This window comes from Planktothrix pseudagardhii, assembly GCF_904830925.1.
Classification (GTDB): Bacteria; Cyanobacteriota; Cyanobacteriia; order Cyanobacteriales; family Microcoleaceae; genus Planktothrix; species Planktothrix tepida.
In genome coordinates this window covers 1,902,107-1,917,079 of the sequence record NZ_LR882967.1, presented here as the reverse complement: position 1 = coordinate 1,917,079, position 14,973 = coordinate 1,902,107, and the positions used below count along the sequence as shown (strand labels likewise).

The 14,973-nt window shown below is 39.2% G+C and carries 12 protein-coding genes and 1 pseudogene; 5 read left to right on the top strand and 8 right to left on the bottom strand.

Features of this window, described 5'->3' with window-relative positions:
- Positions 1-161 precede the first annotated feature (161 nt).
- Positions 162-1,082, top strand: coding sequence for a transposase (locus tag NMK36_RS08185; RefSeq protein WP_254172698.1), 921 nt, complete (start codon positions 162-164; stop codon positions 1,080-1,082).
- A 205-nt stretch (positions 1,083-1,287) separates the two neighbouring features.
- On the opposite strand, the gene NMK36_RS08180 is transcribed toward NMK36_RS08185, so the two are convergent.
- The 7 genes and pseudogenes from NMK36_RS08180 to NMK36_RS08150 form a co-directional block, all read right to left on the bottom strand.
- Positions 1,288-1,572 carry a YiaA/YiaB family inner membrane protein gene (locus NMK36_RS08180; RefSeq protein WP_072720879.1) on the bottom strand — a complete coding sequence of 95 codons (285 nt, stop codon included), beginning with the start codon at positions 1,570-1,572 and terminating at the stop codon, positions 1,288-1,290.
- A gap of 112 nt (positions 1,573-1,684) precedes the next feature.
- A complete protein-coding gene (locus tag NMK36_RS08175) occupies positions 1,685-2,572 on the bottom strand; it encodes a 2OG-Fe(II) oxygenase (protein WP_254173499.1) in 888 nt (295 codons plus the stop codon).
- Between the two features lie 153 nt (positions 2,573-2,725).
- Positions 2,726-3,199: a ribonucleotide-diphosphate reductase subunit beta gene (locus NMK36_RS08170; RefSeq protein ID WP_072720877.1), complete on the bottom strand. Its 474-nt coding sequence runs from the start codon at positions 3,197-3,199 to the stop codon at positions 2,726-2,728.
- Between the two features lie 387 nt (positions 3,200-3,586).
- Positions 3,587-3,913, bottom strand: a complete 327-nt coding sequence (locus NMK36_RS08165; protein ID WP_245824329.1) for a ribonucleotide-diphosphate reductase subunit beta — start codon at positions 3,911-3,913, stop codon at positions 3,587-3,589.
- A pseudogene (ltrA, locus tag NMK36_RS08160) lies at positions 3,897-5,706 on the bottom strand (group II intron reverse transcriptase/maturase). Before ltrA ends, NMK36_RS08165 begins: the two are co-directional and overlap by 17 nt.
- A 554-nt stretch (positions 5,707-6,260) precedes the next feature.
- Positions 6,261-6,572 (bottom strand): ribonucleotide-diphosphate reductase subunit beta, encoded by a 312-nt coding sequence (locus tag NMK36_RS08155; protein ID WP_245824328.1) that lies wholly within the window; start codon positions 6,570-6,572, stop codon positions 6,261-6,263.
- 140 nt (positions 6,573-6,712) lie between these two features.
- Complete coding sequence (locus tag NMK36_RS08150) at positions 6,713-8,971, bottom strand: ribonucleoside-diphosphate reductase subunit alpha (RefSeq protein ID WP_072720876.1); 2,259 nt, start codon at positions 8,969-8,971, stop codon at positions 6,713-6,715.
- A 430-nt stretch (positions 8,972-9,401) separates the two neighbouring features.
- On the opposite strand from NMK36_RS08150, the gene NMK36_RS08145 reads away from it, so the two are divergent.
- A complete protein-coding gene (locus NMK36_RS08145) occupies positions 9,402-9,803 on the top strand; it encodes a DUF4346 domain-containing protein (RefSeq protein ID WP_072720875.1) in 402 nt (133 codons plus the stop codon).
- 97 nt (positions 9,804-9,900) lie between these two features.
- Here NMK36_RS08145 and psb30 read toward each other — a convergent pair whose 3' ends face one another.
- Positions 9,901-10,032: a photosystem II reaction center protein Ycf12/Psb30 gene (gene psb30 / locus NMK36_RS08140; RefSeq protein WP_072720874.1), complete on the bottom strand. Its 132-nt coding sequence runs from the start codon at positions 10,030-10,032 to the stop codon at positions 9,901-9,903.
- A 178-nt stretch (positions 10,033-10,210) separates the two neighbouring features.
- Here psb30 and NMK36_RS08135 point away from each other — a divergent pair, with 178 nt between their 5' ends.
- The 3 genes from NMK36_RS08135 to NMK36_RS08125 all read left to right on the top strand — a co-directional run bounded on the left by NMK36_RS08135 (position 10,211) and on the right by NMK36_RS08125 (position 14,889).
- Positions 10,211-10,999, top strand: coding sequence for a Uma2 family endonuclease (locus NMK36_RS08135; protein ID WP_254173498.1), 789 nt, complete (start codon positions 10,211-10,213; stop codon positions 10,997-10,999).
- A 142-nt stretch (positions 11,000-11,141) separates the two neighbouring features.
- Entirely contained in the window at positions 11,142-14,033 is a 2,892-nt protein-coding gene (gene ileS / locus NMK36_RS08130) for an isoleucine--tRNA ligase (protein ID WP_254173497.1), read from the top strand.
- A 343-nt stretch (positions 14,034-14,376) separates the two neighbouring features.
- Positions 14,377-14,889: a DUF29 family protein gene (locus tag NMK36_RS08125; RefSeq protein ID WP_072720871.1), complete on the top strand. Its 513-nt coding sequence runs from the start codon at positions 14,377-14,379 to the stop codon at positions 14,887-14,889.
- Positions 14,890-14,973 lie beyond the last annotated feature (84 nt).

Sequence of the window (14,973 nt, the reverse complement as noted above, 5' to 3'; positions counted from 1 at the left end):
TCATTATCATTAAAAATTTCTTGGAAACGTTTATTATATTTTGAACGATCCAATTTTCGGAGTTTACGAATAATTTTTTGCTGTTCATGATTAGACATCTCCAAAATAGAAAAAAGGAGGGGTAAAAAGATGATAAAATTAAATTTTACCCCGGATTAGAGATGAGTAAATTAAGAGACTATCTGGACAAGAATCCCCAGCAAGCAAAAAGGCTATTAGGGATGGAATATGAACAGATGATAGAACTCATTCAAGCTGCGGAGTTATTAGAAGAAGAAAAACGACAGGAAAAAGAAAAAACTAAAATCAGGTTGATTAAAGCAGGTGGGGGTCGTCGGCAGAAATTATCTGTGGAGGAACAAATCTTACTGACTCTAATTTATCTGCATCAAATGCCCACATTTCAAATGTTAGGGTTACAGTTTGAAGTCAGTGAATCAACAGCGAATGATATTTTCCATAACTGGATAAAAATCTTGAGAGAATTACTACCAGCGAGTTTGCTAGAGCAAGTAAAAAAAAACGAGAGTGATTGGGAGTGGGTAGAAAAAATTCTGGTGGAATTTGAGTTAGTAGTAGATAGCTATGAACAGCCCAGGGAAAGACCAACAGACAATGAAGAGCAGAAAAAATATTACTCAGGAAAGAAAAAGACACATACCTTTAAAAATCAAGTCATTGTCATGCCAAATGGAAAAGAAATAGTGGATGTAGCTGTGGGTTATACCGGAGCAACAAGTGATCTGAAATTGTGGAGAGAAAGAAGCCAGGAATTGGGGAATAATCAAAAATACAGAGGGGATAAAGCTTATGTAGGAGAAACAGCAATTAATACACCACATAAGAAACCGAGGAATCAAGAGATATCGGCTGAAAAGCAAGAAGAAAATCGATTAAAAGCTAAACAAAGGATTGTAGTCGAACATTTAATAAGACTGATAAAAATTTATCGAGTTGCTTCAGAAAGATTTCGGTTAAAGAGGCAAAATTATGAAGCAATAATCTTGACAGTATGTGGATTAATAAGATGGCGAATAGGAGCGATTGTATTACCATCTAAGAATTGCCCAGAATTCTTTTGAGAAATGATTGCATATCAGAGATAAAATTCATTAGTTATTATTAATGTGACTGAAAAAGCCTATGAATCCGTTACTTTTGGAGAAGCCGGCACAGGAGTGCTAGAGATTCCAAAAGTAGCGATAGAGGGCATTTGGAGATTTTCGGAGATGTCTAATAGGTATGACTAGGTGCGTGCGAGAAGCTCTTACGCACCCTACTGATTAATTACTTTATTGGGTTATATTCAGCTAATAATTTCTCTAATTTAGCTTGATCAACTTTAGATAACAGTTTTTCGGCTTCGTGATTATCTCGAATTGTTTTCGCTAAGGTAAAAGAGGAACCCACCGAGAAAGTTAATCCCATTCCCATAAATCCTTTGACCCAAATATCAACGGGGAGGTAAGCAATCCCAACCGCAGTTGTAGACACAGCAAGAATAAACGAAACCCAAACTTGAAGAATCCAAGCGGGTGTGTCTTTTTGTGCAACCATTTGTTTATTGCTCATTACTGTTGCTCCCATTTTGTATTAGTTTGGGTCTATCTTAATGGGGGTTGACAGAACTTGTTAATAATAGTAGACAGTTTTTGAAACTGTACACCCGACCACGATAACTAGGTTATTCAGCGCGTAACCAACCATTGAGGGTAAAGCGTCCATCTTCAAAGCGTCGGGACGGACAACTAACGGGCATAACTTCATGTTTACAACGACTATCAAAAAAAACGATACTATTATTATGAGGTTCAATATCAATAAATTCCCGTTCATTCAAGGCATAACCATTTTGCCATTCCGTTGCATAGAGTCTTAAATTTCCCCCCGAAAAGTTTTTAGGTTCTTTATAAAAATAATAGACATAGGAAATAATACGAGTATTGGTTTCAGGACTTCCAGAATCATTATGAATTTTATAAAAACAGCTATCATTATGAGCCGTTAATTGCATTTCGACTTGAGAGATGGTAAAAGGTGAAAGATTCAATTGCGTTAGAATAGAAGGTAATGTAGCAATTAATTTTTTACGAAGAAATTCATAAAATTCAGGGAATAAAGTTGCATAGAGAATAGAAGATTTACGATAATTAGAAGCCTGAGTTGTTGTTTGAGAAGCCACAAATTTACTCGATTGTTTTAAGGCAATTTTTAAGGCTTCTTTATTTTCTTCTAGGGTCAAAAAGTTTTCAATTTGCACATAATTAGCTGGCAAAATTGTCAGATTATTCTCTGCAACAATTGGGGCTGAAGTTGGGAGGACTTCAATAGTTTTTGCTGGGAGTGGGGAAACGGCAGAACCCTTAGAAACAGAAGATAAGTTTAAAGATTCAAGGGGAGTAACAGAAGAACCTCCTGTCATCTCTAATATTTTTAAAGCAATATTCGCTCGATCAGAAGGAGAAACTTTCTGATCTTTAAGCAGAGTTTCTAAGGTTGTAATTGACTGATTAATTAAATTTTGAAGTCGGTCTTTTGGAATTAGGGTATGTGTAGGGGGGATAGTGTTCATGCAGAGTTCGAGCAAACAGTGTTAGAAAGCTATTCTCTCTATGTTTACATACATTTTATCTCCAGGGTAGAGACACATCGTAGAAGCAGATAGAGACGCGCCTGGGCGGAGTCGGTTCATACCGTCAGGCTTCTGGCACGTCTCTACGAACGGTTAAATTTCGTCCCAACCACTGACGCCGGAAGACATCACATAACTGGTGACGCTGGCTTCAAAGAAATTGGCTTTAGTATGGGCTTCTTTTTTGGTATCAGAGAAGCGTTCTAAATGGGTATAGGGACTTTTACTGTACTTTTTATCGGTGTAAAGGGGTTCTAAACCGATAGAACGCAACCGAATATTGGCTAGATATTTGGTGTATTGTTCGGTACTAGATTCCGTGATTCCTAAAATATTGTTGCCCACAATATGATTAGTCCATTTACATTCATGTTCAACGGCTGTGTTGAACATTTCATAAATTTGATCAACGGAATGAGTAAACACTTGCATGGCTTCAGGAATTAACTTCTGGAATAACCGAACATGAGAAAGTTCATCACGGTTAATCATTTTGAATATATCAGCCGATCCCGGCATTAACATCCGTGACGCTAAATTGTAGAAGTAGATAACGCTACTACCCATCCTTTCAGTAGGGGCTAGAACATACCATTATCTTTAACCTGTCGTTTTTAAGATTTTTAATCTGATAGACAACACCTGTTAAACTTGCCATACAGATCACTATTAAATCAGATGATAAATCCATTATCAAAGTCAATCCGTTTATGGTCAAGTCGGTTAAAGATACTCACCCTCTGTTCGTTGAACCTTCTCCTTTTATGCGGAGCTTGGCTGCTGATTGCCCATTGTAAAGATTAGATCCCTTGCGGCTTCCAATCAATCCTTTAACTTTTTTCTGCTCTCGCACAGCCGCGCTTATCATTTCTAATTTCGCTTTGGTATAAAGGCTTTAGGGAGTTCCAGCAATTTGATGAGTTTTCACTAACATCTCGCGGTGCTAGGGGGCCATTAATTTAACCCATTGTAGAAGTAAAGCCCTTCTAACATATAATCGGCTAACAGAGCAATGAAATAGTTTTCAGCCGTGGAATCATCAATATATTTTTGATAAATTCCGGCAATAAATTCACAGCGATCGCGTAAAACTTCATCTGTTCTCCAAAAATCATAGACAAAATTTCTCCGATCCGATGGAATAATCGTCTCTATCATGTATTGATAGGACTGATTGTGCATTGCTTCTTGAGAAGTTTGTTCTGCCATACACAGGCTAATTTCTGGGGCAGTTACACAACTTTTCAGATGAGGAATAGTTAAACTAAGCAATAACCTCACGGTTACTGCTCGTCTTCAGAACCGGACTTGAGACTTTCACCTCATCCGGCTCCTCAATGATTTGGCTCTTGTCATGAGTACCTTGAGAACTGTCATCTCTGACGGTTTTCTTGTCGTGGCAATGTCGATGTAGAAGTTGAAGGTTTTTGTACTCATCTTTTCCGCCTTTTGATAAAGGAAGGATAAGTCCCGATTTCTAGTACATCTTCTTCTTTAATGTACAATCCGCATTCTGAGCATTTCCCATTTTGTTTCTTCAAGAGCATTGCTACTCTTTTAGGAACTTCCGGGCGTTTGCCCATTCTTTGACTCCAGTATTTCCAGTTACCATCATAGGGCGATAGATTTTCTTTGACTTTGACATGGGATTTTATAGGAGTATCTGCATGGAGTAGTAGTCGAGTTAATTTATCCTCCTTACGACAAGCAAATACCCAGTTTCTATTTCCCTCAGAATGCCAATATCTATTCGCCACCCATTTATCAGTTTTATTCTGATGACGATGTTTACCCCAGCTTAACAATTTGTAGAATATAAGATGATCTATTTTAGCATAGATATCTTTACTCACCACACCCGAAAAATAATTGCACCATCCCCGGATTATCGGGTTTAAGTTATCAATCAAAGCCTTTTGGGGTGCTGATTGATGTTTGTCAATCACTTCGCTGATGTTTTGATAATATTCCTTAATCGATTGCCGACTGGGTTTGATGAGGGTTTTGTATCCTAGTAATCGTCCACCTTTTGTGGTTCTTCCAGAGTGATGTTTTCCGACTTTGTATTGTCGAACATTAAACCCTAGAAAATCAAATCCAGGTTCTTGATTCTCATACGGGTTAAGAGTATGAGTTATTCTGGTTTTACTAGGTTTCAATTCCAATCCCATGCCTTTTAACCATTCAGAAATTATTTCTTGACATCGTTGGACAATGGTTATGTCTTCGTGAAGAATCACAAAGTCATCGGCATATCGGATTAAGCTTATTGCCTTAGCTTTATCTCTGGGTGATAATTTTCCGGGTAAAGTTTTAACAAATTCCTTAATCTGATATTCCATCCCATGAAGGGCAATGTTAGCCAGAAGTGGAGAAATGACCCCTCCCTGTGGCGTACCCTTTGATGTCGGGAACAATTGCTTACCGTCCATAACTCCGCTTTTCAGCCAAGCCCGAATTTGTCTTCGTAATTTGGGATAGGTATTGATTTTATTGAGCAATTGTTCATGGTCGATGCCATCAAAGCATTGAGCGATATCCGCATCAAGCACAAACTTGGGTTTTTGCTTAATGGCAATAAAGATTGCTTCGATTGCATCATGGCATGAGCGTCCTGGTCTGAACCCGTATGAATTGGGTTCAAATCGTGCTTCCCATTCAGGCTCTAATCCTAGTTTGACTAGGGCTTGTAATGCACGGTCATATATTGTTGGTATTCCCAAGGGTCTTTTTTCTCCATTCGGTTTAGGTATCCATACCCGCCGCGTTGGTTTAACTTTTGACCCAAGTTTCAGGTTTTTTACCAGATTTAGACGTTGTTTAGGGGTTAATGATTTAATCCCATCAACACCTGCTGTCTTTTTACCTTGGTTATCCTGAGTCACCTTTCTGACCGCCAGCATTTTTGCTGACCAGGACTTCATCAATGTTTTCTGGAGTCTGCGAACGACTTTAACATCACCACGACTTGAGGCTCGATAGATTCTCTTTTGCAGCTTATAAATTCGGCGTTCCAACTTGCGCCAGTTCACCTGATTCCATTCCACCGTAGTCTTTAAACTCGTATTAGACATATTTACTACTCATTGAAACTCTACCTTCCAAATCATCGTGAGTCTGTCTGCATATCTCAGGCATTACCCTGAGCTTTCGCTTCTGACTCAATCCTTCCACCTCGCTGCATCCGGTTAGCACCTACTCGGAATATTCGACCTTTCCGAGAGCATACGAGGGGTTACTTCGTTCCAAATGACCATTCTATGTACCTTTAGAGTGATGCTCTACGCCGGGTTTCTGGGAAGTGCATGGTGGTCTATTGCAAATTAGCCACCTCCATTAGCCTTTGCCTTTTGGCTCCAGGGTATCAGCCCTATTTCCCTGGTTTCAGGTTACGACGCTTCAGACACATCTTCGTTGTCTACTCATGGGTACTTTGCTCAACAGTTATCGGTTACGCTGATTCAGCTAGACTCCCGATAGTCTGCCTTTTCGCCCCGCTTTACGGATTGATGGCTAGTCGCTACCGTAGGGGTGATGCTGTCACTCTTGCACCTAGAGGGTAGGATTTTCACCTACATGGTCATTTAGTTGTCAAGGTTTTTCCAACCTTGCCGACTCCACATCAATCTTAGAGACTGACTTTTGAGCCGAACGAATCGCACTTGCAGGTTTGAATGGAATCTAAAAACGTTAAATAGGATAGAATTCCATCAAAAGCCCAGCGTTCATCGGGAGTTAAATTAACATAATCCACGACATCTTGAGTAATATCTAATTTTTCAGGTACCCAGAAATTCTCGCGCATTTGTTTGTATAATCCCACAGCCCAGGAATAACGCACGTCGTTTAACTGCATTAAATTTGTGGTTTCTCCAAACCAAATTGAACGATGAGCAATATCATCGTTTCCATTGGGGTTAAAAATGGGATTTATGGGCATCTTTAAAGGTTTTTTATGCCCATTTTTATCCATTGCTGATGATGAAAAGAAGTCTAGGGTCATACTTGTAAAATAGAGTAGTGCAAGATTACTTTATCTTACAAGTATGACATAGTGCTATAAGCTTAACAATTTAACTATTAGTTTGCACAAGCCACACAGCTATCATCGGCTTCTTTGAAACTATCACGCTGTACAGTCCTGACATAATAAACGGCTTTACACCCTTGTTGCCAAGCTAAAATTAATGTATCAAAAATGTCTTTAGCTTTGATGGTGCGATCAGGTTCATCGGGGAAATAAATTCCTTCGTTGAGATTAAACATTAATTCCATTGAAATTCCGGTATCAATCCATTGTTGAACAGTAGCAACTGCTTTCACAACAATTTGTTGATTGAGGCTTTTATTTTCCGGGTAAAACCAGAAATGATCTCGCAGAAAAGGTGGCGCAATGGGTACGGTTCCTTTTGCCCATTTGTCATAGAAAAAACGACTATAACAAGGTAAAATACTCGCAGTACATCCTTGCACTAAGGAAGAAGATGTGTTAGGAGCGATCGCAGTAATATGAGAATTCCGAATTCCATATTGTTGAATCTCTAAACTTAATTTTTGCCAGCGTTCTTTATTTCCAGCGTGTTGTAAAAACCACTCTACAGGTTTCGCCCCAATTAATTTTCCTTGACTCCAAGTGCTGCCTTTAAAGGCTGGATAAGCACCTCGTTCTTGTGCCAATTCCATTGAGGTTTGAGTACAATAAAAACCGATATCTTCAAATAGATGACTAATTTCGGTTAAATGATTATAGGTTAATCGATTTTTGGCTAACCAATCCGCTAATCCCATTGCTCCAACCCCAATAGTACGATATTTTTGATTATGGTGTTTACTCGCTTCAAAGGGCGCATTGGTAATTTCGATGGTATTGTCTAACATTCGCACCGCAATTTCACAGATTTCTGGGAGTTCTTCTAGTTCAATATTAGCCAAATTCAAGGAATCTAAGTTGCAAGTGTGTGCTTCCTCTCCGGGTTTAACATTACTCCATGATTCTTGGCACAAATTCCCCCCCGGAATATACCCTTCATGTTGATTCGGATTGGCTCGATTTGAGGTATCTTTAAACCATAAATAGGGCATTCCTGTTTCCACTTGAGAACGCATCATTAACTTGAACAGTTCCCTAGCATTTACCTTTTTATAAAGGGTAATTTCTGTATCTAAATTTTCTTCTATTTGTTGATAGGCTTTTTCAAAGGATTCACCCCAAGTTTCTGCTAATTCAATCCCTAATTTTTCCCTAATTTCATAGGGATCAATCAGTGTCCAATCTTCTCGATTAATTACCCGACGCATGAATTCATCCGGGATGACTAATTGCGGAAAAATATCATAAGCTTTGCGACGTTGATCCCCATTTTCGGTCTGCATTTCCAAAAATTCGGGAACGTCTAAATGCCAGATATCTAAACTAACCGTAATTGCCCCCGCCCGACGACCGCCTTGGTTAACCGCGATCGCAGTATCATTTAATAATTTAATCCAGGGAATAACGCCACCAGAGGTGTTTTGTTTCCCCATGACCCAACTTCCCGTCGCCCGAACTCGACTAACATTGGTTCCCACACCCCCGCCATTTTTAGAAATCCTAGCGGCATCTTTGATGGTGTCAAAAATGCTTTCTAAGTTATCATCCATTGCTGTAATAAAACAGCTACTTAATGAACCATGAGGAATCCTTAAATTAGCTAAAATGGGTGTAGCTAATGAAATTTTGCGTTGAGCGATCGCTTGATAAAATTTTCGCGCCCAAAATAACCGATTTTCGGATGTTTCAACAATTGCTAATAGTAATGCACAGGTTAATAAAGCCTCTTGGGGTAATTCCTCAGACAACAAATAGCGTTTACTTAACAAAACCGCCCCAGCATAATCATAATCTTTATCCCATTCTGGATTAATCCAACTCCCAGCTTCTTGAAGTTCTTCTACGGTATAGGTTAAAATCCTAACGTCATATTGTCCCTGTTCAACTTTGTTGTGAACCGTTCTACAATAGTCGCCGTATTCATAACCACGACGGACTAAGGTATCTTTCCATAAACTCCAAATATGCAGTCTTCCGGCTACATAACGCCAGTCTGGGTCAGAGGGACTGCATAATTCTAGGGCGCAATTAATTAAATTATCCTGAATTTCTCTGGTGGTCACACCATTGCGGAGACGGGTGGTGAGTCCCGCTTCTAAGGTAATGGGGTTCGCCTCCATCCCCTCACAAGCCCAGTTGACAACTTCTCGAATTTTAGACACATCTAAGGGGGCAAAACTGCCATCCCGTTTAATAACTTTAATATCTTTGTTGGGGGTGATGGTAATCGACGGTGATGTTGATTGCATGGTCAATATTTGTACCAACTTCTATAATAAATTCACGCCTTACCACTTTACTCTAATTCCATATTTAGTGACAGGGATTGACAAAAATCTTATTTTACACTATATTTAGTGTAACATTTGATAACTCTACTTAAAATCCCACTTATTAGCATTATTAAGTTGCCCAAAAAAACAACCCCAAAAACAGATGTTGGGGTTGTTTGATTCTCAAAAATAGCAAGCACTCAACCCTTGGAAAATTGAAGATAATGTAGGCGATGTTTTAGAGACCGCTTTAAACTGCATAAAATCTTGTCCGGGCTGGTTCTGTAACAATCTTTGAGAGTTAAAAATAATCTAAATAAACCCGTCTCTAGGGAGTTGATGAAAATTTATTGTTGCAATGAGATAAACTGTAAACAGGTAACTTTATCAATCCATTATTAATATTGTGTTTGCTCAATCAACCACTACTCCCAACGCTCAAGAACTCGCTGCTTTAGATGATCAGCTTTCTAATCGTTTTATTCATCTTGACCCGTCAGGATATTTTATTATTTATATTGATCGAGAAGCTCGGTTAATCTGTGCCGAACATTATACGAACGCTATTAATGAAAAAGGATTAGCCGTTGATCCTGAAACGGGAGAACCTTTCCCTTGTACTGGGAGTTTGAAGCGAACACCCACGACGGTTTTTCAAGGAAGAACGGCTAAAGAATTAGGAATTAAAATTACTGAAGAAACTCAACCCTATCCGATTAGTTGCTTAGATCATGCGTTGTATTTAGGACGGGAATTTGTGAAGGCTGAAATTGCTTTAACCACAGGACAACCCTATATTCAAGACTAAAAAATATAGAGTTAGAAACCGGGTTTCTGACCCAGATTTTGATGATGAAATCCAGATTTTTGTTTAGAAACCCCGTTTCTGGTAAGTCCTGATGTCTCTACAGATCGCCGCCGCGAAAAGCCAGTAACACGATGACTACGGGGCCAGCAACCACAATCAAACCCAACATTGTAAGCTGTGCAATAAGCTCAAAGTTGATATTGCCCAAAAAACTTGTAATTGCGTCCATTGTTCCTCCCAATTTGACCCAGTAAGATATTGAGTGTTTATAAAAATCAACCGTTGATCTTACCAGGCGATCGCACCATCATTTTAAGAATTTTCACAAAACGCAATACAACTCAACCCAGTCAAACCAAATCACAAGCTACCATAGGGAAACAGAACTCAACCCCCCTGTGTTTGCTATGGTTACAACGGCAAATCTTTCTTCTCCTCCAACTCAGGATGAACTACCCTACTCCGATGGAGTTCCGATGGAAAGTCAACGTCACGTCCAGCAGATGACCCTGTTAATTCTGACCCTGCAACCTTGGTTAAACGGGCGAACCGATGGCTATGCAGGGGGAAATATGTTTGTGTATTTTAGTTTAGAACAATTGAAAAATCGGGATTTTCGCGGGCCTGATTTCTTTGCGGTGGTGGGTGTTCCCAAGGGAGAACGCAAAAGTTGGGTGGTTTGGGAAGAAGGAAAAGCCCCCGATGTGGTCATAGAATTGTTATCAGAAAGTACGGCAAATACCGATAAAACCGATAAAAAATTAATTTATCAAAATCAATTACGAGTTTCTGAATATTTTTGGTATGATCCCTTTAACCCTGATGATTGGGCGGGTTTCTTCCTGCAACAAGGAATTTATCAACCGTTAATTTTGAACGAACATCAGCAATTTATTAGTCAATCTTTAGGATTATCATTAGTGCGTTGGTCAGGAATTTATCAAGGGACTGAAGCAGTTTGGTTACGTTGGGCGACTTTAGACGGGGAATTACTTCCTTTAGGAGAAGAAATCGCAGAACAGGAACGTCAAAATGCTAAACAAGAACGTCAAAATGCAGAACAGCAACGTCAACGGGCTGAACAAGCTGAATCTCAACTGTGTCAAGTTGCCTTGAATTTATTGCAAAATGGAATGACGATGGATCAAGTTGTAGAAATTACGGGATTATCTTCAGAACAAATTCAATCCATATAATTAAACCGTAGGGGTGAGGTCTTCTCACCCTTAAGATTAGGAACGCGAAAGAGTTGAGTCCTGAAGGACTTACTACAATTTGTGCGAATTAACGTTAAGATAAAATACGAATAAATTATTGAGAATCGCTCAGGATACTGCTGTGACAGAAGCCAAGTCTTATAAAGATACCGTCAATTTGCCCCAAACAAAATTTGATATGCGGGCAAATGCTGTGAAACGGGAACCGGAAATCCAAGAATTTTGGGCTGAACAGGAAATTTATCAACGCCTGTCAGAAAATAATCCGGGTGAATTATTTATTTTACATGATGGCCCTCCTTATGCGAATGGGGCGCTACATATTGGTCATGCTCTCAATAAAATTCTTAAAGATATTATTAATCGCTATCAAATTTTACAAGGTCGTAAAGTTCGTTATGTTCCGGGGTGGGACTGTCATGGTTTACCCATTGAATTGAAAGTATTACAAAACATGAAAGCGGGGGAAAGAGAACAATTAACCCCGTTAACATTGCGTCATAAAGCCAGAGATTTCGCCTTACAAACCGTTGAACAACAAAAAGCGGGTTTCAAACGGTATGGGGTTTGGGGCGACTGGGAAAACCCCTATTTAACCTTAAAACCTGAATATGAAGCCGCCCAAATTGCGGTATTTGGAAAGATGGTTTTAGAGGGATATATTTATCGCGGACGCAAACCCGTTCACTGGAGTCCCAGTTCTAAAACCGCCTTAGCAGAAGCGGAATTAGAATATCCTGAAGGTCACGTTTCTCGCAGTTTATTTGCTGCCTTTAAACTGTTAACGGTGGCTGAACCCTTGCGGGAATTATTCACACCCTTTTTATCAGAATTAGGGGTTGCGATTTGGACAACAACTCCCTGGACAATTCCGGGTAATTTAGCTGTTGCAGTTAACCCCGCGTTAAATTATGCTGTTGTCGAAGTCGGGGAAACTGAAAAACCTGTTCAGTTTAAATATTTAATTGTGGCAGAAGATTTAGCGGAACAATTATCAACAACGTTGGGTTATCCGCTAACGATTAAAGCCACGTTTAAAGGCAAGGATTTAGAACATTGTACCTACAAACATCCCTTGTTTGAACGGGAAAGTCCGATTGTTTTAGGGGGGGATTATATTACCACAGAATCCGGTACAGGATTAGTTCATACTGCCCCCGGTCATGGTCAAGAAGACTATATTGTGGGTCAAAAATATGGTTTACCAATCTTATCCCCCGTTGATGATCATGGAAACTTTACTTCCGAAGCAGGAAAATTTGAGGGATTGAATGTTTTAGGAGAGGGAAATGGAGCAATTGTTGAGGCTTTAATAGAAGTTAATTCTTTGTTAAAAGAAGAGCCTTATCAACATAAATATCCCTACGATTGGCGTACAAAAAAACCCACGATTTTTAGAGCCACAGAACAATGGTTTGCTTCCGTTGAAGGGTTCCGAGATGCCGCTTTAAAAGCCATTTCCGAGGTGCAATGGATTCCCGCCCAAGGGGAAAATCGGATTACTTCTATGGTAGCAGATCGCAGTGATTGGTGTATTTCTCGACAACGCAGTTGGGGGGTTCCGATTCCGGTTTTCTATGAGGAAGAAACCAACGAACCGCTATTAAATGAAAGCACAATTAATCACGTTCAAACTATTATTGCTGAAAAAGGTTCGGATGCGTGGTGGGAGTTATCCGTTGCAGAATTATTACCAGAAGAATACCGCAATAATGGCAAGACTTACCGCAAGGGAACCGATACAATGGATGTTTGGTTTGATTCGGGTTCTTCTTGGGCTGCGGTGGCGAATCAACGCCCGGAATTACATTATCCGGCGGATATGTATTTAGAAGGTTCTGATCAACATCGCGGCTGGTTTCAATCCAGTTTATTAACCAGTGTGGCTAATTACGGTCATGCTCCCTATAAAACGGTTTTAACTCATGGATTTGTTCTCGATGAAAAGGGAATGAAAATGAGTAAATCCTTGGGAAATGTGGTTGATCCAGCGATTGTAATTGAAGGGGGTAAAAACCAACAGCAGGAACCTCCCTATGGTGCGGATATTCTGCGGTTGTGGGTGTCATCGGTGGATTATTCCTCTGATGTTCCTCTGGGGAAAAATATCCTCAAACAGATGGCGGATGTTTACCGAAAAATTAGAAATACTGCCCGATTTTTATTAGGGAATTTGCATGATTTTGATCCAAGTAAAGATAGCGTTAAATACGAAGAATTACCGGATTTAGATCAATATATGCTTCACCGGATCACGGAGGTTTTTACTGAAGTAACAGAAGCCTTTGAAAGTTATCAATTCTTCCGATTCTTTCAAGTAATTCAGAATTTCTGTGTCGTAGATTTGTCGAATTTCTATTTGGATATTGCCAAAGATCGCTTATATATTAGTGCGCCTGCTGCGTTTCGTCGGCGTAGTTGTCAAACGGTGTTAGCGGTGGCGTTAGAAAATTTGGCAAAAGCGATCGCTCCTGTATTATGTCACATGGCGGAAGATATTTGGCAAAATCTCCCCTATTCTACGCCCCATAAATCGGTATTTGAAGCGGGTTGGGTAACGTTAGAAAAACACTGGGAGAAGCCCGAATTAGGGGCGTTATGGCAACAGTTACGACAAATTCGTAGTGAGGTTAATGTTGTCTTAGAAAAGGCGCGTCAAGATAAGATGATTGGTGCGTCTTTAGAAGCGAAAGTGTTGTTATATGTAGCGGATGAGAATTTGCGTCAACATTTGCAACAAATGAACCCCAAAACAACAGAATTAAAAGCAAAGAATGGAGTTGATGAGTTACGATATTTGTTCATCTGTTCTCAAGTTGAATTATTAGAAAACCCCGAACCTTTAAACGGGTTACAGTATTGTCAACAGTTAGAAGGTTTGGGAATTGGTGTTGTGAAAGCGGATGGGGAAAAATGCGATCGCTGTTGGAATTATTCTGTTCATGTTGGGGAATCAAAAGAAGATCCCACCATTTGTGAACGGTGTGTTGAGGCGTTAGCGGGAACGTTTTAAACCCGACTAGAAACCTGGTTTCTTTAAGAAACTGGGTTTCTAATAAATAAATAAATAAATAAAAATTAATTGATTTAAACCTTTGAGATTATGAAATCTATTAAAATTATTGTTGAAAAACATTCTGATGGTTATATTGCTTATCCTTTAGGAATTAAAGGTGTTGTTGTTGGGTAAGGAGAAACCTATCAAGATGCTTTAGTCGATGTTAATTCTGCAATTCGTTGTCATATTGAAATGTTTGGCGAAGAGGTTTTAGAAGAACAATCAGCTATCCTAGATGCTTTTATTGCTGAAGTGAGTGTTTAAATGTCCAAGCTTCTTAATATTGAGAGATTAATTTATGAGTCAAGAATTAATAGATTTAAAACAAAGTATTATAGAGGGTCGATATGACGATGCTTTAGCGATCATAGATGAATGGGAATGGATGAGTAAAGAACAAATTTTACAAAAAATTGAAAGTTTTTTAGTACGGTTATTAGTGCATTTAATTAAAAACCAAGTCGAACAACGTCTAACAAATTCTTGGGCGGTTTCTATTAGAGATTCTATCTTAAAAATTCAACGATTGAATCTTAAGGCTAATAAAACATCTTATTATATTAAAGTTAATGAGTGGGATGGTGATTTAGAAAATGCCTTTAAAGATGCTATCTTTGAAGCGAGTGTGGAAGTACAACAAGGGATTTATAAGCCGAATCAATTACGTCAAATGGTCGATAAAGTTGAGGTGAACAATACAGCGAAAAGATTAATCTCTTTGACTTACAATTATTCCACTGAAGGTTTGCGAGATGTGATTGATGATGAGTTTTGTAAATTACCTGGGGGTGAGGAGTGGAACCGAAAATAACATGAAATCTTTTCCTCTTAGCTCCCTATTATAATACAAAAAAACAGGTTTTTACTCCCTTCTGATGGGGCAAAAACCTGATTG